Raw genomic sequence first — 22,266 nt, 5'->3', positions numbered from 1 at the left:
GTGGCGAAAAGGGACTGGTGGGCGTCGCGCAGGACGACATCGGTAATGGCAACGGTCATGGATTCCTCCGTGAATTAAGGGTTAAGTCGGCGATGGTGGTGGAGAGCGGCGGCAATCACCGGCTTCAAGCGGGCGAAATCGTCAGCGTGCGCGGCGGCGGGCGCAGGTGCCGCCTTCGGCGCGACAGCCGGTTCGGGGAAGAAGCGGTTGACGGCGGCGGACATGCCCTGAATGGCGAAAATCAGCAGAAACAGAAACGCCAGCACGAACCCCATGCCGAGGAACATCAGGGTGAAGCCTTCGCCTAATAGCAGTGCTGCATCAGTCATAGAATAGCCTTCGAGCAGGAGGCACGATAATGATGTTATTTATCCCCGTCGTCTTTCAAGTTGCTTCTTTGTTGGCCAGGTTCATTCACCCCAGTCACTTACTTGAGTAAGCTCCTGGGATTCTCTCTTGCCGCCTCAAAGCAACTCAAAATCCATGGGGTATATAACGAAAATAATAAGGGTGGATTTCCCTGAACCGCCCCGGTCAGAGTCCCTGTTTATTACCGTCATAAACATAACGCCATCATTATCGTGCGAATGATATAAATCAGATTATTTGATAAAACTTACGTTCTGGCATATTTCATCAGCGACAATCTCTTTACGCTGATTGAAAATAACTTTGTTCTGTTCAAACAGGTTATTACCATGCGTATCAATAGAAACAATTAACGGGCCAAACTCTTTCACCCGGCATACCCACAGCGTTTCCGGCATTCCCAGATCGCGCCACTGCGCATCTTCAATCTCTTCCACGCATACTGCCGCCACTACCGCACAGCCTGCCGGGAATACGCAGTGCAGCGCTTTATGCTCCGCACAGCCCTCTTCGGTGCCTTTCCCCATTCCGCCTTTACCAACGATTAATTTCACACCCGTTTTGGCAATGAATTCTTTTTCGAATTTTTCCATGCGCATACTGGTGGTTGGACCAACGGAGACCATTTCAAACTTATCGTCTTCGCCTTTAATTGGGCGGACGATTGGACCAGCGTGCAAAATAGCGCCACCGTTAACGTCTACGGGTAATTCGCGGCCACCTTCAATTAAGCGACGGTGCGCCACATCGCGACAGGTAACAATATGGCCATTGAGGTAAATAATATCGCCAGCTTTAATATCGGCTAAATCTTCATCTTTAATTGGCGTGGTAAGAATTTTTTTAGTCATCAGAAATTCACTCCGCTGTGAGACGTAATGGTGTAGTTCAAGTCTTTATCAAAAACGATATGCCCTTTACGGTGCGACCAGCAGCCGACGTTCACCGCCACTCCGATGGTGGATGGATGGCGCGCGGTGTTTTCAATATTCACGCCCATAACGGAAGTATTACCGGACATGCCCTGCGGCCCGAGGCCAATTTTATTGATGCCGTCTTCAAGCATTTTTTCCAGCGAAGCCGCACGCTCATTCTCATTATGCGAACCAATCGGACGCATCAGCGCTTTTTTCGACAGCAGCGCCGCCGTTTCAACGGAAGTCGCCACGCCCACGCCCACCAGCAGCGGCGGACACGCGTTCAGGCCATAGCTGGTCATCACATCGAGGACAAAGCGAGTGACGCCTTCATAACCCGCGCCCGGCATCAGCACCATCGCTTTCCCCGGCAGGGAGCAGCCGCCGCCCGCCATATAGGTATAAATGCTGCACTGGTCGGAATCCGGGACAATCTCCCAGAATACCGTCGGCGTCCCTTTACCCACGTTTTTGCCGGTATTGTATTCATCAAAAGTTTCGACGCTGTTATGGCGCAGCGGAGAATCGACGGTCGCCTTGATCACCGCTTCACGCAGCAGCGCTTCCAGTTCGCCGATCAGCGGGAAGTTCGCCCCGCACTCCACCAGAAACTGAATCACCCCGGTATCCTGGCAGGAAGGACGATCGAGCTCTTTCGCCAGGCGCTGGTTCTCAATCATGGTCGTAAAGATGACGTCGGCCAGTTTACTGGTCTCTTTTTTATGCAAATCTTCCAGTTTTGCAGTGACGTCATCGGGCAAGACTTTGCCGGTGTATCCCACAAACTTGGCCATAATATTGGTCATATGGGATATCTGTTCACTTTTGCTCATAAATGCTCCTTAGTCAGAACAGCTTCCGTGAGTTACGGATGAAACGGGAAAAGGATTGGCAGCAGAATCAGGCTGACAATAGTGGAAACGATAATCAGAGGGATGCCGGATTTGGCATAGTCGACAAACTTATATCCACCCGCCGACAGCACCATCATGTTGGCAGGCATACCGATTGGGGTGGCATAGGCGCAGGAACTGCCAATCACCGTGGCCATCAGCACGGCGCGCGGATCGGCCCCCATACCGGCAGCAATCGACAGGCTCACCGGTACCAAAAGCGCAACGGTCGCAGTATTGGACATAAAGTTGGTCATAACGACGGATAGTGCGAAAACCACCACCAGCAGCATGAATGGCGAAGAGTTGTTCCCCAGCATGCCGATAACCTGATCGGCAACCAGCTTTCCGGCACCGGTCATTTCCAGCGCTTTTGCTAACGCCAGGGTGCCGCCGAAGATAAAAATAGTTTGTGAATCAATGGCTTTATAGGCCTGCTTTTCGCTCAGCACCCCGGTGACTACCAGCACCAGCGCGCCAATACAGCCCGCTACCGCCAGGCTAATACCGGTCTGTTTTTCGAAAATCATGCCCAGGATCGTGGCAATCAAAACGACCAGCGACAGGATCTGCTTCCAGCGCGGAACGTGGCTGTAATCGCGCTGTTCACCGATGCTGCCGACTTCGCTGCTATTCGGGTTATTGGGCAGAAACTTATAGCCAATCGTCAGGAAATAAATGATGCCGCAAACCAGCATCGGTAGACCCACTTTGGCATATTCAAAAAATCCGAAACCGCTGCCGATATTCTGCAACGCCGATTGTGCAATCAGATTGCCCGGCGCGCCGATCAGCGACAGGTTGCCGCCAAGCGCTGCGGCAAAAACCAGCGGCATCAGCAGACGAGAACGGGTAAAGCCGGATTTCGCCGCCACGCCGATGACGACGGGGATCAATACTGCGGCAGTACCGGTATTTGAAAGAAAGCCGGACATCACGCCGACCACCACCATAATCGTGAAAATCAGCTGCTTTTCAGTTTTGGCGAAGTGCGTAATCACGCCGCCAACTTTATTCGCCATCCCGGTTTCAAATAGCGCGCCGCCGACGATGAACATAGCGACGAAAAGAATAACGTTGGTGTCGATAAAGCCGGCAAAAGCCTGTTTGAGGTCAAGTACGCCGGTGAGAACCAGCGCTACGCAAACCACCATCGAAGTGACCGCAAGGGGAATTTTCTCCCACACGAACATGGCGATAGCAAACACCAGCAAACATAGAGTAATGGTAATCGGTTCCATATTTATAATTGTCCCATCAATGATATATGATATTGTATCCAATATTGACGAGAGGGAAATTATTCCCATGCAAAGAGTAAGTCAATGCGTTTTTCAGGAAAGCGTCAGGAGTGCGATCTTTATCAAAATATCGCAAAAGCAGTCACTTAGCGTAATTAATTGAGCAGATAAATAAGTAAGACGCCTGTAGCGATCGTACAGGCGGGGGGCGTCAAGCGCCGGGATCGTCAACGTAGCGCGTCAGCATATTCTCCATCGAACGGATAATATGTTCGCGCATTCGCAGGCGCGCCAGCTCTTCATCATGCAGCTCCAGGGCCTGTAAAATGCCCTTGTGCTCGCGTATCGAAATGGAAGCGTACTCTTCCTCAGTGACCTTATGTCCCATCGACAGCCCGTTCCACATATTGCTGAGCAAGAGCTTCATTTTAGCATTTCCGGCCGCATTCCATATCTCCATATGAAAGGCCTGATTCATGTCGGAATATTCAGCCGAGTTATTTTCGGCCAGCGCTTTTTCTGCTGAGTAGTGCACTTCGGCAATTCGCGAAATATCCGTCCCGGGATGAGAGGCTTTAGCGACCGCTTCACTCTCCAGCAGCGCGCGAATCTCATAATGCTCGCGAATCGTTTGTTCGTTAATCCCCAGCACGACCGCCCCTTTATTGGGCCGGACTTTAATCAGCCCATCCGCGGCCAGGATCTGAAATGCTTCACGCACGGGCATACTGGAGACGCCGACCATGCTGGCGATCCCTTCAAGGGTAATTTCTTGCCCTTCAACTAAATCGCGCGACAGTATAGCTTTACGTAATACTGCCGCGACCTGCTCTTTCGCTGAAAGAAGCTTAATTTTCCCTAATCGAGGCTTCTGCACTTTCCCAATCCTTCATGTGTTGACGCATTATTTCTGCCAGAGAGAGGAAATAACGCTGCGTTTCCTGCGCGATCTCATCACCATCGCCCCGACGGATAGCGTCCATCAGAGAGCTGAGTATTTGCGCCGACTCCTGATTATCCTCTTTCAGATACAGAATGACATAGCTGATATAGCCATCCAAAAACTGCTGATAAATCTTTTGCAGATAGCGGTTATCAATATATGAAATTAGCGTCTGGTGGAACGCCAACTCCCGCGACCGCTCACCCGGATGCGCCAGCGCGCGCGCGCGCGCAGCGAGCGATTCGCCTGCCGCCGCGGGCACCAATAAAAAAAGCTCCGTGGCCATCACCGCAATTGCCCGAAAAATGTGGCTGACATGGTCAGGCTCCAGCTTCGCGACCTGCATATGGCGGTTTGGCAAGCGCACCAGAAACCCTTCCTGCTCAAGGGCCTGTAGCGCTTCCCGAACCGGCATACGAGAGAGCCCCAGCTGTTCCGCAATACTTTCCTGCGCAAGCTCCTCTCCGGGTTTCATCCCACCGGAAAGGATCTCATAACGGATCATCTGAGTAATGTGGTCCCTGGTCTGCTTTCTTTCAATTTTTTTCACGATGTCCTCATTTGTAGCCGCTTAAGACGCGGGGGAGTTTAGCAGATTTACCAGGCGGGTGAGTCATTCAGAGGCAGGAGAAAACCATAAAAAAGCCGGAACCCAGGTCCCGGCTTCTCTTTTTATGCCAGATTATTTATTCACAAAATCTTCGCCAAGGGCGATATCTTTCTGCAACGTATCCAGCATCCCTTCAAGCGCCTGTTGCTCAAACGCACTGAGTTTGCCAATAGGCTGACGCTGCTCTACGCCATTTTTCCCCAGCAGTAGCGGCTGAGAGAAGAAACGGGCATATTGACCATCACCTTCCACGTAGGCGCATTCCACCACCCCTTTCTCTCCCTGCATGGCGCGAACTAAAGAGAGACCAAATCGGGCTGCGGCCTGACCCATCGACAGGGTTGCTGAGCCGCCGCCAGCTTTGGCTTCAACGACTTCAGTACCGGCGTTTTGAATACGTTTAGTCAGATCCGCCACTTCCTGCTCGCTGAAGCTCACGCCTGGAATTTGTGATAATAAAGGAAGAATAGTTACGCCTGAGTGGCCGCCGATTACCGGAACCTCAACATCGGATGAAGATTTGCCTTTCAGTTCCGCCACAAAGGTATTCGAGCGGATAATATCCAGCGTGGTTACGCCAAACAGCTTGTTCTTGTCGTAAACGCCGGCTTTTTTCAGCACTTCTGCGGCAATCGCCACGGTGGTATTCACCGGGTTGGTGATAATCCCGACGCAGGCCTGCGGGCAGGTTTTAGCAATTTGCTGAACCAGATTTTTCACAATACCGGCGTTAACGTTAAATAAATCGGAGCGATCCATACCGGGCTTACGCGCTACGCCCGCGGATATCAGCACCACATCCGCGCCTTCGAGTGCAGGGGTGGCGTCTTCGCCGGAAAAACCTTTGATTTTTACATCGGTAGGGATATGGCTAAGATCAACCGCCACGCCCGGAGTTACCGGAGCGATGTCGTACAACGAGAGTTCTGAACCTGAAGGCAGTTGGGTCTTAAGTAGTAGGGCAAGCGCCTGGCCAATTCCACCAGCGGCGCCGAGGACTGCAACTTTCATCCTAAACTCCTTATTATGGTTAAAATAATCTTTCGTTACTCCGTCGCCTGGACCTTAATTCACAAGATGAACAATTACAATAAGTATGGCTGAAGAATGCGTGGTCGTGCGCAGCGATGCAGCAGCTTCGCATTTTCCTCCCTGAGACTGACCATCCAGCAAAGTAGTACCGGATCGACTATTGGTTACAATACACCCAGCGTATTGAGCAGAACAACATCATTTAATAACATTTCATTTACTTTTGTAGCAACTCACACGCCGTGACGAAGGCATGTTCCTTATTAGAGTTTTTTGCTAAAATATGCGCCCTTCATAACATTATTTACGCTTCTCCCCTGTGGATTATTTGCATAAAAATGCATTGTTATGCATAATGATGTTGTTTTTACCACCATAATTGGGTGACTTATGCGAAGTTCGGCAAAACAAGAAGAACTGGTTAAAGCGTTTAAAGCGCTGCTTAAAGAAGAAAAATTCAGCTCTCAAGGTGAAATCGTCCAGGCACTACAGGAAGAAGGCTTCGATAATATCAACCAATCGAAAGTCTCACGTATGCTCACCAAATTTGGCGCTGTACGCACGCGCAACGCCAAAATGGAAATGGTTTACTGCCTGCCCGCCGAGCTTGGCGTCCCGACGACCTCCAGCCCGCTGAAAAATCTGGTGCTGGATATCGATTATAACGATTCAGTCGTGGTCATTCACACCAGCCCTGGCGCGGCACAGCTTATCGCCCGGCTTCTCGACTCGCTTGGCAAGGCTGAAGGCATCCTCGGGAGTATTGCAGGTGATGACACCATCTTTACCACCCCGGCCAGAGGTTTTACCGTTAAAGAGCTGCATGACGCCATTCTCGTTCTGTTTGAGCAAGAACTCTGATCCCCTCCCCTCAGGTTAACGCCAGAGGGGAACCTTTCAAAAAATTATCATTCCTTTAACATTTTGTGTGTTTTTCCGCTTCTATACATTCATTTACTTGATGAAATTAACGTAAGCGCACAAAAGATCAAATTATCCTATCTTCATGATTTAAAAAGCTATAAAAGCAATCCATGTCGAAAAAATGACATTTCTAATACTTATACGTTATAAAAACGACGTTTCTTTGTAATTATTTACATGAACAACAATTAGCAAGGTATTAATATTTTCAGTTATTAGTGTATACTTGATTTTGTGATGAGGGTCACGAAACAAAAGACCCCAACAAAAAGATTCGACGAGGTGAACATCATGAAAATCAAAACCACTGTAGCAGCATTGAGCATCCTTTCCGTTCTCTCCTTTGGCGCCTTTGCCGCTGACTCTATCAACAGCGAACAGGCTCAGGGCCGTCAGGCAATCGGCACCGTTTCCGTCGGCGCGGTAAGTTCTTCCCCGATGGATATGCATGAAATGCTGAACAAAAAAGCGCAGGAAGAAGGTGCTTCTTCTTATCGCATTATTGAAGCACGTACCGGTGACCACTGGCACGCAACGGCTGAACTGTATAAATAAGATTTAACGATTGTCGGTCATTAACTAAACAGAATCTCTTCAGCGGCCTCAAGTTGATTACAACTTTCCGCCGCTGAAAATATGAAGGTTGGAGAAAAGATTATGAAAAGCGCAATTATCATCGCATCCCTGGGTCTGGCTTCCGTTCTCTCTTTCGGTGCAAACGCCGCCGTTAATCAAGTGAACGCAGAACAGGCGCAAAATTTACAGTCCATGGGCACCGTTTCCGTTTCTCAGGTAGGCAGCGCACCGATGGATATGCGTCAGGAGCTGGCGGCTAAAGCTGAAAAAGAAGGCGCCAGCAGCTACCGCATCATTGAAGCCCGTACCGGCGATAACTGGCACGCTACGGCTGAACTGTACAAATAAACCCTCGTCGTCTTATCCGACGACTTGCCCCCGCTCTGTCGGGGGCTTTTTTATGAATGCCGCACATTAAAACGAAGCTCTCCTTCCAGCTCCTCTTCCGCCTCATCAAAAAGCAGAATTAATGCGCCGAATCGGCGTCGCTGATTATCGCTTAAATGAATAAACTCAATCTCCAGCGGTAGCGGCAGCAACCCGGCGATCACCGCATCCCATAATGAATCAAGGTTGTTCACTTTCTCACGCTCTAAGTGAAAAGTACGTGAAAACTCGCGATAAAAATCCTGCTGCTCAGCTATTTCGTCAAAATCAAAGGTATAGGTAGTCGTCATTGCCCGCATCCTGTCCACACCTGCAGCTCGTCTTAGCCCGATATTCCGGCGTATCGTCCCACTCTGCTGGAGGAATTCGTTTTCTGACGATTAAGTATAGCGATAAAAAAACCGACGCTTCAGGCGTCGGTTATGGATGCTAGCTGTTGGTGAGTACGTGCTGATACTTATGCAGCATATCCACCAGCCTTCGTACCGGCTCGGTCACCTGGGAAGAGGCTTCCCAGTGCTGTAATTTTTGCTGATAGATATCCAGTTCATCAAGCAAACGGGCAAAATAGTAGCGACGCTTATCATCGCTCTTCGCGGAAATGACGCGATCCGCCGTGCGACGCAGCTGCCGGTGAAAGGCGGACAGATCGTCGTTTATCGGTACCGGTGCATCGCGCAGCCGCTGATGGGCAATAATCAGGGTTAATGCCAGACGAAAGCGCGCGATATCGCCAGGAAACTTATTCAGCAATAAAAAAAGCTGACGATACAGAGCGGGCAAATGGTTCTCTTTACGTCGCGCCGTATTGGTGGTCAACGATGATACCGCTGCCGAGACAAACTGGTTAAGCAGCACGCGTCCGGTGCGAGCCTGGGAGTTATCACGCACCAGCAGGATCACCATCAGCGCGAGGAAGCATCCTACGATCTGACCTAAGGCGCTATCAAGAAACTGGTTGAATTCAAACTTCATCGGGTTGTCGAGCACCAGGATATTAATCGTGCTGGCCAGCGCGCCCAACGACCCCAGGCGCCGCTTCTGTACCTCGATGCCGATAAAAAATGCCATCACCGCAAGGCTAATGCACAGCAGCAGCATACTTTGCTGCGTCGCAGGCATAATCACCAGGAAAAACAGCGCGCCCAGAGGTAAAGCCGCCAGCGTGCCATAAAGGAAATCAATAGCCACCATCCGCGGATTTGGCAAACGCATCGCCAGGGCCGTAACAACCGCAATCATCACCATCGCCCCGCTTCCCGAAGTCCAGCCGGTCCATAGCCAGAACAACGTACCGAGGATACAAGAGATGGAAGTTCGCCAAAAGTTCACCATCGCATGATGGCGCTCGGCGGATTCCACCTTCACCACCACTTCGCCCTGCAGTACTTCCTCTTCAATACGGCTGATTTTGGTATTGCCGACCACGCCCCGCTTCAAAAGCAGATAGCGCGTCGCAGCACCTACCCAGCTGTAGATCGTCACCGGCGTATTATGCTCCCCCTTCCAGGTCAAAAAGCGGCGCATACGTTTTAGCTGACGGTGCACGTCCTGCACGGTCTCAACCGGTTCAGCAAAGAGCTCCCGATAATCATCCGTCACTATCTCAGGCCGGGTGTTCTGAATCAGAAAGGTTTCACAGGCCTGAGTAATCAGGGTCAAAGAGAGGGTGTTGATCGCCTTCAGGCGTTGATTCACTTTAGCCCAGCGCGAAGACTCCATGATCAGGTTGGCGCGCATCCCCTCCAGCCCGTTGGTACGGCGTACCAGGGCGCTCCAGGCCTTATCGACCTCATCTTTATCGCCATGGGCCACGCAAAGCTGCATCAGGCGATATTGATCGATCAGCAGGTTATCCAGCTCAAGATCGATCTCTTTTTTTATCGATCGCGGAGAAAACAGCAGATCGGCCACAATGGCGCTGACGATACCGATGACAATCTCACTGCATCGTTCGACGGCGAACTGCGGCGCCAGCATCGGCTCTTCGTGAATAGTGATAATAATGATGAGCGCGGTATAACCCGCCAGACCCCACGCATAGGAGTTCTCAACCCGCACCAGCGAGGAGATCCAGGTACAGAAGCCCGCCCACAGGCAGCAGACCAGTACCATCAACAGCGGGGCGCGGATCATCAGGATGATAATCGCCAATGCGGCGATACAGCCGATAAAGGTGCCGACGATACGCAGCATCCCGCGATAGCGAATGGCGCCGGAGTAAGGCTCCCCGCCTGCGGCAAATGCCGGACCGGCAGCAACGATCGCTGCAGTAAGCACCGCCCAGCGCGGAGTTTCCAGCTGAAAATGAAAACCGACGAATAACGCCAGCACCACCGCGCAGGCTAACTTAACGGCGAAGCGGAGATGCCGGAGTTCGATGGTGAAGATCCCCATGGCGATTAACCGAACTCACGCAGGCGCATCGCCAGTTTCTGGAAGAAGTTTGCCTGACTGGTATCGCGATCCTCTTTACCCGTGATCACCACCGTCGCCGTGGTGCCCGCTGGCCAGAGATTGCCCTGCTGCTGATCAAGGCGAATACGTACCGGTACCCGCTGCGCCAGGCGCACCCACTCAAGATTAGAATCAATAGAGGCCAGCCCTTTTGAATCGCTGCTGCTGCTGGCATTGGTGACGCCAGCAGCGATGCTGTCGACGGTCCCCCTGAGGGTATGTACGCTTCCCAGAGGGGTAATTTCAGCACGAAACCCGGGGCGCACGCCTTCAAGCTTGGTCTCTTCAAGATAGGCCATGACATAGAAGGTATTTTGCTTCACCAGCGCAACCGCGGTGGAACCTCGGGTGATAAACTCGCCGCGGTACACGTTCAGGTTGGTCACCCAGCCATCGGCCGGAGCGCGAATCACCGTCCGTTCAAGGTCAAGCTTCGCCAGATCGCGACTCGCCGTCGCTTTGGCTAATTGATGTTCAACGGTTTGCAGGACGTTATTCGCCTGGTCTATCTCTTCCCGGGACATGGCCTGGACGCCAAGACGGTTACGACGACCGGCTTCCACGCGCTTCTCCTGCGCCAGAGTCTGGTAATAGGAGACATCGGCTTCGGCCTCTGCTAACGCTTTCTGGTAACGCGGTTGGTCAATGACGAACAAAACCTGGTCTTTCTTAACCAGTTGGTTATCCTTGATATTCACCTGCGAAATCAGGCCGGAAACATCGGGAGCAATGGCTACAATATCCGCACTAAAGCGCGCATCGCGCGTCCAGGGCGATGCGGTGTAGTACACCCATGCGCGAAAAATCGCCATAAATGCAAGGATAACCAGTATCACAGTGATTGCGGTACGGAGGATATTTCTTGTTAGTGTTTTCACATCAACCTCAAACGAACAAACGTGATATCAGATAAAACAAGCAGCAATATAGCGCGGTATTGAACAGGGCCGGGTGCCAGACAAAATCATAGATGCCCGTTGGAACCAGCAGGCGGTGCACCAGCCAGAAGACGGCGAGCGACAACAGCAACTCAAAGAAGATCGGCGGAAATGACAAGCCGAAAATCACAATGACAGGAAACAGACTCATGATGACCTTGATAAGAAGCGTGCAGGTGATATGCGCAATGCGTTTATTATTTAGCTAACTATATAGTACCGTAACAATTGCAGCCTTATCTACAATGTGTGATCTAAATCACTTTTAAGCCAGAGTGAATAATGGAACGATTAAAACGCATGTCCGTTTTTGCCAGAGTGGTCGAATTAGGGTCATTTACCGCCGCGGCTCGCCAGCTCCAGATGAGCGTTTCTTCCATCAGCCAGACGGTAGCCAAACTGGAAGATGAGCTGCAGGTTAAGCTGCTCAACCGCAGTACGCGTAGCCTTGGCTTAACAGAAGCGGGAAAAATCTACTATCAGGGCTGTCGGCGAATGCTGTTCGAAGTCCAGGATGTCCATGAACAGTTGTACGCGTTTAACAATACGCCCATCGGTACCCTGCGCATCGGCTGTTCTTCAACTATGGCACAGAATGTCCTGGCGCGCATAACGGCGGACATGCTTAAAGAGCACCCCGGACTATCGATAAATCTGGTCACGGGCATCCCCGCTCCGGACCTGATTGCGGACGGTCTGGATGTGGTTATTCGCGTGGGGGCGCTGCAGGATTCCAGCCTCTTTTCCCGCCGCCTGGGTTCGATGCCGATGGTGCTGTGCGCGGCGAAAAGCTATCTCCAGCATGCCGGATGTCCGGAAAAACCAGCAGATCTCGCCAGCCACTCCTGGCTGGAATACAGCGTCCGGCCGGATAACGAATTTGAAATCATCGCCCCGGAAGGGATCTCAACCAAACTGATCCCTCAGGGCCGATTTGTCACTAACGATCCAATGACGCTGGTCCGCTGGCTGACGGCAGGCGTCGGCGTGGCTTATGTTCCGCTGATGTGGGCGATCGACGAGATCAACCGCGGCGAACTGGAGATCCTGCTGCCGAGCTACCAGTCCGATCCGCGCCCGGTTTACGCGCTGTATACCGAGAAAGATAAGCTGCCTCTGAAAGTACAGGTATGCATTAATTATCTGACGGAGTATTTCGTCGGGGTGGCAAAAATTTATCAGGGCATGCACGGTCGGGGAATTGCCCGCTAGCCGTCCAAATCAGCCAAAGAGGGCATTAACTCATTATCAGGTCCGGCATCGGAAATGATTTGCGTCACTTCGCTGAGATTTCCGATGCGCACCTCGCCGGCACGATGAAATTTACTTTTGTCGATAAGCAATAGCGACTGCGCCGCCCGTTTCAGGAGCAAGGATTTGTACGCGGCATTGTTAACGCTGGAATCCCAGAGTACGCCATCGTTATCGATCCCTTCGCAGGAAAAAATAAACAGATCGATCTCCAGCGATTTGACCTGCGATAACAGCGCGGGGTTAACGTAATAGCCATATTGACGCAGAAGCTGACCACCGGCGCTAATTAACTGGAGCCGCTCGCGGCGGCCAAGTTCAACGCAGACCGGGTGGCTATTGGTAAATACCGTCAGGTTAATATCCGGCAGCTGACGCGCCAGAAACCAACAGGTTGAGCTGGCATCCAGCGCGATCGTCATGCCTGCATCAATCCACGCCAGCGCCGTACGCGCAATATCGGATTTATGGGCATAGTGGCTTTTCACGCGACGATGAAAAGGCTTCTCGCCGTGATGATTATCGCGTTGAAGAACTCGCGCCCGCCCGTGACTACGCTGAATGCTCCCCTGCCTCTGTAGCTCACTCAAATCGCGGCGAATGGTCTCAATGCTGACCTGCAGAAGATGGGACAACGCTTCGGTGGTTAAAGTGTGATGCTGATTGAGTAACTCAACTATCTGCTGCTGACGCGCGGCTTTCATCGCGACCCCGCGGAGGTAATTTGCGCTTTCGCGGAATGCGAAAGCGCATGATGAGGGATCAGGCGGTACCGCCGACGGTGAGTTTATCCACTTTCAGCGTGGGCTGACCGACGCCAACCGGCACGCTCTGGCCCTCTTTACCGCAAACGCCGACGCCGCTATCCAGCTTCAGATCGTTCCCCACCATCGAAATCTGCTGCATCGCTTCAATGCCGGAGCCGATAAGCGTTGCCCCCTTCACCGCTTTGGTCACTTTCCCTTTCTCAATCAGGTAGGCTTCCGAGGTAGAGAAAACGAATTTCCCGGAAGTGATATCTACCTGACCGCCGCCGAAGTTCGGCGCATAGATACCGTAATCGACCGATGCGATAATTTCCTGCGGCGTGGATTTACCCGCCAGCATGTAGGTGTTGGTCATACGCGGCATAGGCAGATGCGCGTAGGATTCGCGGCGACCGTTACCGGTTGGCGCCACGCCCATCAGCCTGGCGTTGAGCTTGTCCTGCATATAACCTTTCAGAATCCCGTTTTCGATCAGCACGTTATACTGCCCAGGCGTACCTTCATCGTCAATGGCGACGGAGCCGCGACGGTTGGCCATGGTGCCGTCATCCACAACGGTACATAGCTCAGAGGCCACCAGTTCCCCCATATGACCGCTGAACACCGAGGTTCCGCGACGGTTAAAATCGCCTTCCAGGCCGTGACCAACGGCTTCATGCAGCAGCACGCCAGGCCAGCCAGCACCCAGAACAACCGGCAACATCCCGGCAGGCGCTGCGACGGCGGTCAGGTTGACCAGCGCCATACGCACGGCTTCTCTCGCCCAAACATCAGCGCGCACTTCTCCCTCCAGCGAGGCCAGGAAATAGTCGTAGCCAAAGCGGCCGCCGCCGCCGCTGGCGCCGCGCTCGCGTTTGCCGTTTTCTTCCACCAGCACGCTGACGGAAAGACGAACCAGCGGACGAACGTCAGCCGCTAGCGTGCCGTCGGTGGCGGCAACAAGAATTAACTCATAGACACCGGTCAGACTGGCGGACACTTCCTGCACGCGTTTATCGGCCGCGCGGGCGGTTTTATCGACCCGGCGCAGAATATCCAGCTTCTCTTCGCGGCTCATGCTCTGCAGCGGGTCAATGCTGGTATAGAGGGAGCTGTACTCCACCGCTCCAAGGGTATGAACTTTACCATCACCGCGATCGCGCACGATGGTGCGTGCCGCCTGCGCGCTCTGTTCCAGCGCCAGCCGGCTAATCTGATCAGCGTACGCAAAGCCGGTTTTTTCCCCGCTCACCGCGCGAACGCCGACGCCCTGGTCGATATTGTACGAACCATCTTTTATGATGCTGTCTTCCAGAACCCAGGACTCGTGATAGCTCGACTGAAAATAGAGATCGCCGTAATCCAGACGACGCTCGGCCAGCTGGCCAAGAATGGTAAACAGATCCTGATGATTCAGGCCGTTTGCCGACAGTAATTGTTCACTTACCAGGTTCAGACTCATCGTTATGCTACTCGTTTGTTGCCGCCTCTCGGGCGGAAATAAAAAACGCTATCTATTGAGAGTGCGGTAATTCCCCGCAATCGTCAAATCATTGCTTTTTGTCGCTCCGCGCCTGGCGCAGCACTTCGTTAATTTGCGGCTGATCGATAGGACCGGTGATGCGATAGCGCAAAATAGAGACCTTATTCCATAGCGGTCCCAGCACCTTACTGGCGGCAAAGACCGCAGCACCGATTATCGGGTTAACGGCAAAGGCCGCCGCAACGCCTACGGTCGCGGAGATTTCCGGCGCAACCACGGCCTGCATATCCAGCTGGCGGCGAACAAGATCCACCGAGCCTTTCATTGCGATATCCGCTTCCAGACCATCGACCAGGGTATCATCGGTATGCAGAACGCCGTCTTTAATCCATGCCGTGCTGCGAATCGAATCGAAGTAGAACCCTTCGCTGAACGTATCGCTAAAGTCGAAGCGCAGCTTGCGCAGCAGCGCATCAACGCTCAGCAGGCGCAGAAGCTGGCCGGCGTGTCCGGTGCTGATATCGGTAAACTCTCCCTTCCCGAGACGGCTTTTAAGAATGCCGTTAAGCGAAGCAACGTCCGGCTGCCACGGCGGCGCGCGCCAGTGTAGATCGTAATCAATATCGAACGACGATCCTTTTACCGGTGTGGACACGCCGAAGAAGTTTACAAAATCATCGGTTTTATTCCCGTGCAGCTTACCTTTTAATGAGGTCCGTACGCCGCTCGGGGCGCTAACCCATACGCCATCGCTCGTCAGACGGCCAAAACCGGTATCCACCAGCCCGTTCGCCAGGGTCAGGGTATCGCCGCTGATCGTAAAATCGCCGTCGATACGACCATATTTTTGCCCCCACAGCCAGCACTCTGCGCAGCGAAGCTGGAGATCGGGCCAGCCGTGGAAATCTACTTTTGTCTCGGTCAGCGGAGCGCTGCTATTTTCCGTCCCGCTGCTTTTCGCCGAAGTTGGGTTGTAATAGAGGTAGCGAATGGCCGCCAGCCACGGGGCATTTTTGCGCATCGTCAGGGTAGCGTTGACTTCACGCCCCTGAGCTTCAATCTTCGTTCCACCTGCATCGGGCCGGGAGACCAGGCTGACGTTATTCCAGCTCTGACCCGCCATCGTTAACGTCGGCGTACGCAGCGTGACCTGCTGCGGGAAGACAATACTACTGCTGACGTCAGTTGCCGCACCGCGCTGGAACAGCGCCAGCCACTGCGCGCCATCCATCGGCGGCATATTCAGCTCGACGCCTGACTGCGCAGGCAGCGGAGATACGGCTTTACTGTCAGAAGTTAAAATCGCGCGATCTAGTGTGAGCTTATTGCCCAGCAGCCAGCGGCTATTAATGTGATTCTTCGTCCCCATGGAGCCGGTCAAATTAAAGCTGCTTAATCCGCCATCAACCTTAATTTTTACCGGTAAAGGCTCACCGGCCTGCTTATCAACCGGAGCAGGTAAGTGACTACTTACGTTTTTCAGCTCACCGTTAATATCGACTTTATAATTTGCGCTGCCGCGGTACGGAAGCTCAATCGCCACTTTACCGTCCCAGGGCACGCTGCCGCTCAGGCTGTTCTCCAGCGCTTTCGGCAACAGACCGGTACGCGCAGGCTCCCAGTTGGCGTTCATCCCGACGTTAACCAGGAACGCTTTCTCGCCCTCGGTGGTCGAGAAATCAACGTTCAGCGGCTGATTAAACCAGGTCGCGCTCATCGGTTCGCTTTTCAGATCGCCGTTTACAAAGCTGAATTTACCGCTCAGGTTTTGCAGCGTGGTATCGATAGGCTTGATAAACAGACTATTATTCTTCAGCTGGACGTCGCCTTTGGCGGTGGTCATCTCGCCGTCCAGCGGGATGTTCAAATGTAAGCGAGCGCTCACATCCCCATCCAACTGAAGCTCGTCCAGCGCCGCGCCCAGCGTCTCTTTCAACGGCGTCTCGTTAAAGTAAGGACCAACCTCTTTACCCGGGCCGTTAACATCGGCATCAATCAGCAGTTTTTCTCGCGAGTAGTCCGGTATCACCGCGTCCAGATTACTGGCCGTCACTTTGCCGAGCATCGCCTTATCGGCCTTCATCCACAGCCCGTCATTGATAAAGTTAAGATCGATATTCAGGCCGGTGAGCGCTGGCCAGTCAGGCTGAAAGGCGAAGGTGGCGTTTTTTAGCGGTACCGAGACCTGAAACTGACCTTCATTGTGCTTGTAAGGGAACAGATGGGGATTACCGCCGTAAGCCAGCGTGGCGTCGGTGGCCTGGCCGCCTTTAATCGCCCCGCTAAGATAATCCACCAGCTCTTTACCCATCAGATTTTCAGGGAAGTAGCGCCATGCCTGACCGCCATCATTGGTACTGATACCGGCCAGAATACCGAGCCAGGGTTCATCACCCTGCGGTTGCAGATAGCGGAAGCCGCCGCGGGCGCGAACGCCGGTAGCCTGCACGTCAATATCGCGACCGTCGAGCATAAAACCTTTGTCGTTCTTTATCCAACTGAGCGTCGCATCGCCTTTAGCGATCTCCAGCGGCGCGCGAAATACCGTCTCATAAGGCATTTTTGCCTGCTTTATGCTGGCATGCAGGATACCGTTCTCCACGCTCCCGGCAATGCTGCCGGAAAAATGCTCCGCGCCGGGCAACAGCTTCCACTGCTTCCAGGACATGTCGCTCCAGTCCGCTTTGAAACGCGTTTTCTCCGCCATCTGGAGAGGAATATCGAGCGCCAGAAGATTGATCTTGCCATCCGGCTGCGTTGTACGCCAGATTTCACCCAGCGACGGCGCCAGTTTATCCGCCATCGGCTGCAGCCCGGTCAGGCCGCTAAGATTAAGGTTGCTGGCGCGTATGCGCAGCTCATCGCTGCGTTGAGCATTTGTTCCGCCGACATCCTGGGCAGGTATCCACGCCATCGCCAGCGCGCCGCGCGGCCAGGGTTTATCATCCATGGAGATACGCGTGTCCGGGATGCGAAAGCCCCAGCTGTGGTTATCGCGATAGATGTGCGCGGTCAGATTATCGACCGACAGATGATGCTTATCTTTATCGCCCTGCCAGCTGGCGCCGCCTTTTTTCAGCCACACATCGCCACTGGCGACATCGCCTTTATCGATAGTCATCCAGCCTTCCAGGCTAAACTTCGCGCTCTGTAGGGCGATGTTGTCCTGCATCCAGCGTCCAAGCCAGGGCTTAACGTCGATATCATCGGCCTGAAGCCAGACACGCCCCTTATTGAGCAAACCGTCTTCGTCGCGCAGATCCATTCGCACCTGCATCACGCCATGCTGGCCGGTCAGGCTGCTGAGGCTAAGCTGTCCTTCCGCGCGATGGCGATTTTTACCGTTCAGCCAGGTAAGCTGCGGAATCGTAAGTTCTGCCCGCTGACCGGAAATCGTCAGGAAGCTCAGATGACTATCGCGAAGGGTAAAGTGATCGAACTGGCGGAGGAAAAGATCGCTGATGCGGTCAGTTTTCAGACCTTCGCCGCTGTTATTGGTTTGGATCGGCGTGTTGGTATGAACCTGTAGCTGCCAGAAGGTCAGGTCGCGAAACTGCCAGCGCATATGCAGCAGACTTTGCCATACGTCGAGCGCCAGAGTGACGCGTTTGACGGAAAGCTCACCGCCGTCGCTCAGGCCTGCCTTGATATCACGGACATCAAGCGTCGGGCCAAACGTCTGCCAGCTGGCGGTAATTTGTGAGGCATCGACCGGTACGCCGGCCATCGCCGATACTTTTTCCAGCACCTGCGGACGCCAACTGTTCAACTGCGGCAGTACGAGACGCAGACCGCTCACCAGCAGTGCGACGACAACAATCACTGTTGCCGCGGTGAGCAGTAAAATCCCGGGCAGTCGCCTCACGCATCTCTCCTTGTCAGCCTTTTACGCGCCATCCTTTTACCTGCCCCTGTCCTGAAGTGAGCCAGGCAAAACGGATGATTACATCATAACTACATCAAACTGCTCTTGATTATAGAGCGGTTCAATTTGTACTTTGACCTGCTTACCGACAAAGATCTCGACTTCCGCCAGCGCATGCGACTCTTCCCCTTTCAGAGTTTCCGCTACCGCAGGAGAAGCATAGACCAGGAATCGGTCGGAATCGTAGGCGTGGTGTACGCGCACGATTTCACGCATGATTTCGTAGCACACCGTTTCTACCGTTTTCACCGTGCCGCGGCCGTGGCAGGTCGGGCACTCATTGCACAGCACGTGCTCCACACTTTCGCGGGTGCGCTTGCGGGTCATCTCCACCAGCCCAAGCTGAGAGAAGCCGTTTATGCTGGTTTTTACCCGATCCTTGCTCAGCGCCTGTTCCAGCGAATGCAGCACCCGCCGACGGTGATCCTCATTATTCATATCAATGAAATCAATGATGATAATACCGCCAAGATTGCGCAGACGCAGCTGACGGGCAATGGCCTGGGTCGCCTCAATATTGGTATTAAAAATAGTATCGTCAAGATTACGGTGACCGACGAATGCTCCGGTATTGATATCGACGGTAGTCATCGCTTCCGTCTGGTCGATGATCAGATAACCGCCTGATTTCAGTTCAACTTTACGCTCCAGCGCGCGCTGGATTTCGTTTTCCACGTCAAAGAGATCGAAAATCGGCTGGCGGCCGCTGTAGTGCTCCAGCTTGCTGGTCATCTCCGGAATATATTCGGCGGTAAACTCAAGCAGCGATTCGTAGGTCAGACGGGAGTCTACGCGAATACGGTCAAGATGCGCATCGGCGAAATCACGTAGCACGCGCTGCGCCAGGGCCAGTTCACCGTACAGTTGATAACGCGTCTGCTGGCGCTTTTTGCGCTCCATGACTTTTGTCCAGACGCGCTTGAGGTAGGCGGCATCTGCGGCCATCTCCTGCTCATGTACCCCTTCAGCCGCGGTACGAATAATGAAACCGCCCTGTTCGTCACAGTATTCAGACACCACTTTTTTCAGGCGCTCACGTTCCGCTTCGCTTTCAATACGCTGAGAGACGCCGACGTGCGAAGCGCCTGGCATAAAGACCAGATAGCGAGAAGGAATGGTGATATCGGTGGTGAGACGGGCGCCTTTGGTACCCAGCGGGTCTTTCACCACCTGCACCATTAAATCCTGCCCCTGGCGCACCAGTTCGGAAATATCGCGAACGGTGAACTGTTTTTGCTCTTCGCCTGCCACGCATTCGGTGTGCGGCATAATATCGGAAGCGTGCAGAAACGCGGCTTTATCGAGGCCAATATCTACAAAAGCCGCCTGCATTCCCGGCAGCACCCGACTGACACGACCTTTGTAGATATTGCCTACTATTCCGCGTCGCGCTTCACGCTCAATATGAATTTCCTGAAGAATACCGCCATCAATATAAGCGACGCGCGTTTCCGATGGCGTTACGTTAACTAATAATTCAGCAGTCATCTTTATCCCTTTTCTTCACGCAGTGAGTTAAAGTTACTCAGCAACTCATACGTCTCCACCAGCGGTAAGCCCACTACGGCGTGATAGCTGCCGTTTATCTTCCTGACAAAACAGCCACCCAACCCCTGAATACCGTATGCACCTGCTTTATCTAAAGGTTCGCCGCTGGCAACATAATCGGCGATATCCTGTACTGAGAGCACACGGAAAGTGACCTCCGTGACCACCAGGCAATCCAACGTCTGCTGCTTATCGGCCAGGGCCACGGCGGTCATCACCTGATGGGTTTTCCCGGAAAGCATACGCAGCATTTCGGCGGCGTGGCCGGCATCGCGCGGCTTCTCCAGCACTTCACCATTAAGGATGACAATGGTATCCGCTCCCAGTACGGGGAGATCAAGCGGCGCTAACGCCACTCCAGCCTGAGCCTTCTCACGCGCCAGACGTACAACATACTGCTGCGCGCTCTCCTGGGGACGGCGCTGTTCCTCAATACCGGGAATCACGCGTTCAAAAGAGAGACCGAGCTGAGTCAGCAGTTCCTGCCGACGGGGAGAGCCTGAAGCCAGATACAGAGTCGTCATATCAACCTTATTGCACCGCAAACTGCTGACGCACTTTACGCATTAGCAGGAAAATCCATGGCCAGAGCACACCGTTTACTACACTACTCCAGAACACTTCCGGGCGGAAAGAGACGTTGATCACTAAAAACTCTGCCCAGAAAACAATGATATCCACGGCGAGGGATAACATGACTACCACCAGCGCCTGTTGCCAGAGCGCCAGATTGCGGAACAGCTGATATTTCAGCGCAACCAGATAAGCCACAATACTTAATGATAGTGCGCGAACGCCAAGCGTCGAACCGCTAATGAGATCGAGGATTGCGCCCATCACAAAGCCTGTGCCGACGTTAACCCGATGGGGCAACGCAAGAATCCAGTACAACAGGATGAGAAATACCCAGTTTGGCCGGTAAACGCTAATGTCCGCCGGCCAGGGCATAATCTGCAACAAGAGTGCAATAAGGAACGAGAGCCAGATAACCCAGCGTCCCTGGCTACGGTAGCTTGCCACTATTGCCCCCCTGCAGGCAGAGGCTGCTGTGGCATACCGGTTGCTGGCGCCGGCATCTGCGGCCCCATCGCATCCGGCGCAGGCAGAACCTGCGGCATCATCTGCATCAGGCGCTCGTTCGCTACGCGATGAACCTCTTCCGGCGTCATGGGATTAGCTCCGTTGCGATCGGCGCCCCACAGCAGCAGCAGATAGCGCAAGCGCTGCAGACCGGCGGTCGGACGGGCCTGAATCACCGTGTACGCGCGCTGCGTATCCAGCTTAACGGAAGAGACCACGCCCACCGGATACCCTTCCGGGAAGCGGCCGCCGAGCCCCGAAGTCACAAGGACGTCGCCGACGCGAATATCAGTATTGGCCGGCAGATGTTCCAGCTGCAGATCGTCAGTACAACCGTTGCCTGCCGCAATCACGCGAATATCGTTACGCAGCACCTGAATCGGTAACGCATGAGTGGCATCGCAAATCAGCAGCACGCGGCTGGTCAGCTTCGCCACCGCGACCACCTGGCCGACGACGCCTTTATCGCTGATGACCGGTTGACCTTCATATACGCCGTTAACGCTGCCTTTATCGATAACAACCTGATCGCTGTATGGGTCGTTAACCGTTGAGATGACCTGGGTCACCATTTTTTGCTCGTCCTGACGCAGCGGAGAGCCCAGCAGCTCGCGCAGACGCGCGTTCTCCTGTTTATACTGACCCAGCATCAATAGATCGCTGTTTTTTAACAGCAGTTCCTGGCGCAGCGCGCGGTTTTCCAGTTCGAGCTGGTCGCGGGTGGCCAGCGTTTGCGAAACGCTATCCAGCAGTTCCCGGGGACCATTAGAGACAAAGTAGAAAGGGCTGACGGCAGTATCCATGTACGTTCGAATCTGGCTGAACGTACCCAGGCGGCTGTCGGCGATTATCACGCCAAGCGCCACCAAAACCGCCAGAATAAGGCGAATCTGTAGCGACGGGCCACGGCTAAAAATTGGCTTCATAGGCTATGCGTATTCTCGTG

Annotated in this window: 22 protein-coding genes; 4 read left to right on the top strand and 18 right to left on the bottom strand. The window is 53.4% G+C overall.

Annotated features, from left to right (window positions below):
• Nucleotides 1-74: 74 nt before the first annotated feature.
• The 7 genes from ACSIPU_RS28325 to mdh form a co-directional block, all read right to left on the bottom strand.
• Nucleotides 75-329: an oxaloacetate decarboxylase subunit gamma gene (locus ACSIPU_RS28325; RefSeq protein ID WP_004106216.1), complete on the bottom strand. Its 255-nt coding sequence runs from the start codon at nt 327-329 to the stop codon at nt 75-77.
• A gap of 273 nt (nt 330-602) precedes the next feature.
• Complete coding sequence (gene ttdB, locus ACSIPU_RS28320; protein ID WP_004106218.1) at nt 603-1,220, bottom strand: L(+)-tartrate dehydratase subunit beta; 618 nt, start codon at nt 1,218-1,220, stop codon at nt 603-605.
• Nucleotides 1,220-2,119 carry a L(+)-tartrate dehydratase subunit alpha gene (gene ttdA / locus ACSIPU_RS28315; RefSeq protein ID WP_004106220.1) on the bottom strand — a complete coding sequence of 300 codons (900 nt, stop codon included), beginning with the start codon at nt 2,117-2,119 and terminating at the stop codon, nt 1,220-1,222. The genes ttdB and ttdA overlap by 1 nt, the downstream gene beginning before the upstream one ends.
• A 32-nt stretch (nt 2,120-2,151) precedes the next feature.
• The gene (locus ACSIPU_RS28310; protein ID WP_004106221.1) at nt 2,152-3,420 is read right to left on the bottom strand and encodes an SLC13 family permease; all 1,269 of its coding nucleotides are present in this window, start codon (nt 3,418-3,420) and stop codon (nt 2,152-2,154) included.
• 211 nt (nt 3,421-3,631) lie between these two features.
• Nucleotides 3,632-4,297: a GntR family transcriptional regulator gene (locus tag ACSIPU_RS28305; protein ID WP_049593656.1), complete on the bottom strand. Its 666-nt coding sequence runs from the start codon at nt 4,295-4,297 to the stop codon at nt 3,632-3,634.
• A complete protein-coding gene (locus ACSIPU_RS28300) occupies nt 4,269-4,913 on the bottom strand; it encodes a GntR family transcriptional regulator (RefSeq protein ID WP_004106223.1) in 645 nt (214 codons plus the stop codon). The genes ACSIPU_RS28305 and ACSIPU_RS28300 overlap by 29 nt, the downstream gene beginning before the upstream one ends.
• 132 nt (nt 4,914-5,045) lie before the next feature.
• Nucleotides 5,046-5,984: a malate dehydrogenase gene (gene mdh, locus ACSIPU_RS28295; RefSeq protein ID WP_004106224.1), complete on the bottom strand. Its 939-nt coding sequence runs from the start codon at nt 5,982-5,984 to the stop codon at nt 5,046-5,048.
• A gap of 411 nt (nt 5,985-6,395) precedes the next feature.
• Between mdh and argR the strand changes: the two genes are divergently transcribed.
• The 3 genes from argR (at nt 6,396) to yhcN-B (ending at nt 7,853) form a co-directional block, all read left to right on the top strand.
• The gene (gene argR / locus ACSIPU_RS28290; RefSeq protein ID WP_004106225.1) at nt 6,396-6,866 is read left to right on the top strand and encodes a transcriptional regulator ArgR; all 471 of its coding nucleotides are present in this window, start codon (nt 6,396-6,398) and stop codon (nt 6,864-6,866) included.
• Between the two features lie 354 nt (nt 6,867-7,220).
• Nucleotides 7,221-7,484 carry a peroxide/acid stress response protein YhcN gene (yhcN, locus tag ACSIPU_RS28285; protein ID WP_004106226.1) on the top strand — a complete coding sequence of 88 codons (264 nt, stop codon included), beginning with the start codon at nt 7,221-7,223 and terminating at the stop codon, nt 7,482-7,484.
• A gap of 102 nt (nt 7,485-7,586) precedes the next feature.
• Nucleotides 7,587-7,853, top strand: coding sequence for a DUF1471 family stress response protein YhcN-B (yhcN-B, locus tag ACSIPU_RS28280; RefSeq protein ID WP_004106229.1), 267 nt, complete (start codon nt 7,587-7,589; stop codon nt 7,851-7,853).
• Nucleotides 7,854-7,903: 50 nt separating this feature from the next.
• Here the strand turns inward: yhcN-B and ACSIPU_RS28275 are convergent, their stop codons facing one another.
• The 4 genes from ACSIPU_RS28275 to aaeX form a co-directional block, all read right to left on the bottom strand.
• Complete coding sequence (locus ACSIPU_RS28275) at nt 7,904-8,182, bottom strand: barstar family protein (RefSeq protein ID WP_004106231.1); 279 nt, start codon at nt 8,180-8,182, stop codon at nt 7,904-7,906.
• Nucleotides 8,183-8,321: 139 nt separating this feature from the next.
• Nucleotides 8,322-10,289 (bottom strand): p-hydroxybenzoic acid efflux pump subunit AaeB, encoded by a 1,968-nt coding sequence (gene aaeB, locus ACSIPU_RS28270; protein ID WP_016808196.1) that lies wholly within the window; start codon nt 10,287-10,289, stop codon nt 8,322-8,324.
• Between the two features lie 5 nt (nt 10,290-10,294).
• Nucleotides 10,295-11,227 carry a p-hydroxybenzoic acid efflux pump subunit AaeA gene (gene aaeA / locus ACSIPU_RS28265; RefSeq protein WP_004106235.1) on the bottom strand — a complete coding sequence of 311 codons (933 nt, stop codon included), beginning with the start codon at nt 11,225-11,227 and terminating at the stop codon, nt 10,295-10,297.
• Nucleotides 11,228-11,234: 7 nt separating this feature from the next.
• Nucleotides 11,235-11,438, bottom strand: a complete 204-nt coding sequence (gene aaeX, locus ACSIPU_RS28260; protein WP_004106237.1) for a p-hydroxybenzoic acid efflux pump operon protein AaeX — start codon at nt 11,436-11,438, stop codon at nt 11,235-11,237.
• A 131-nt stretch (nt 11,439-11,569) separates the two neighbouring features.
• Here aaeX and aaeR point away from each other — a divergent pair, with 131 nt between their 5' ends.
• The gene (gene aaeR / locus ACSIPU_RS28255; protein WP_004106239.1) at nt 11,570-12,499 is read left to right on the top strand and encodes an HTH-type transcriptional activator AaeR; all 930 of its coding nucleotides are present in this window, start codon (nt 11,570-11,572) and stop codon (nt 12,497-12,499) included.
• Here the strand turns inward: aaeR and fucR are convergent.
• The 7 genes from fucR to mreC form a co-directional block, all read right to left on the bottom strand.
• Nucleotides 12,496-13,242 (bottom strand): L-fucose operon activator, encoded by a 747-nt coding sequence (fucR, locus tag ACSIPU_RS28250; protein WP_017145338.1) that lies wholly within the window; start codon nt 13,240-13,242, stop codon nt 12,496-12,498. The genes aaeR and fucR overlap by 4 nt on opposite strands.
• Before the next feature lie 58 nt (nt 13,243-13,300).
• Entirely contained in the window at nt 13,301-14,746 is a 1,446-nt protein-coding gene (tldD, locus tag ACSIPU_RS28245; protein ID WP_016808194.1) for a metalloprotease TldD, read from the bottom strand.
• Between the two features lie 88 nt (nt 14,747-14,834).
• Nucleotides 14,835-18,632 (bottom strand): AsmA2 domain-containing protein YhdP, encoded by a 3,798-nt coding sequence (yhdP, locus tag ACSIPU_RS28240; RefSeq protein ID WP_004106244.1) that lies wholly within the window; start codon nt 18,630-18,632, stop codon nt 14,835-14,837.
• Nucleotides 18,633-18,710: 78 nt separating this feature from the next.
• The gene (gene rng, locus ACSIPU_RS28235) at nt 18,711-20,180 is read right to left on the bottom strand and encodes a ribonuclease G (protein WP_004106246.1); all 1,470 of its coding nucleotides are present in this window, start codon (nt 20,178-20,180) and stop codon (nt 18,711-18,713) included.
• A gap of 2 nt (nt 20,181-20,182) precedes the next feature.
• The gene (locus ACSIPU_RS28230) at nt 20,183-20,764 is read right to left on the bottom strand and encodes a Maf family protein (protein ID WP_004106247.1); all 582 of its coding nucleotides are present in this window, start codon (nt 20,762-20,764) and stop codon (nt 20,183-20,185) included.
• A 7-nt stretch (nt 20,765-20,771) separates the two neighbouring features.
• Nucleotides 20,772-21,260: a rod shape-determining protein MreD gene (gene mreD, locus ACSIPU_RS28225; RefSeq protein ID WP_004106250.1), complete on the bottom strand. Its 489-nt coding sequence runs from the start codon at nt 21,258-21,260 to the stop codon at nt 20,772-20,774.
• Nucleotides 21,260-22,246 carry a rod shape-determining protein MreC gene (gene mreC / locus ACSIPU_RS28220; protein ID WP_004106252.1) on the bottom strand — a complete coding sequence of 329 codons (987 nt, stop codon included), beginning with the start codon at nt 22,244-22,246 and terminating at the stop codon, nt 21,260-21,262. The genes mreD and mreC overlap by 1 nt, the downstream gene beginning before the upstream one ends.
• Nucleotides 22,247-22,266: the final 20 nt, after the last annotated feature.

Source organism: Klebsiella sp. HN106, from assembly GCF_051209435.1.
Taxonomy (GTDB): domain Bacteria; phylum Pseudomonadota; class Gammaproteobacteria; order Enterobacterales; family Enterobacteriaceae; genus Klebsiella; species Klebsiella oxytoca.
Note: the sequence above shows the minus strand (reverse complement) of the source record. Positions and strands in the feature narration are given on the sequence as shown.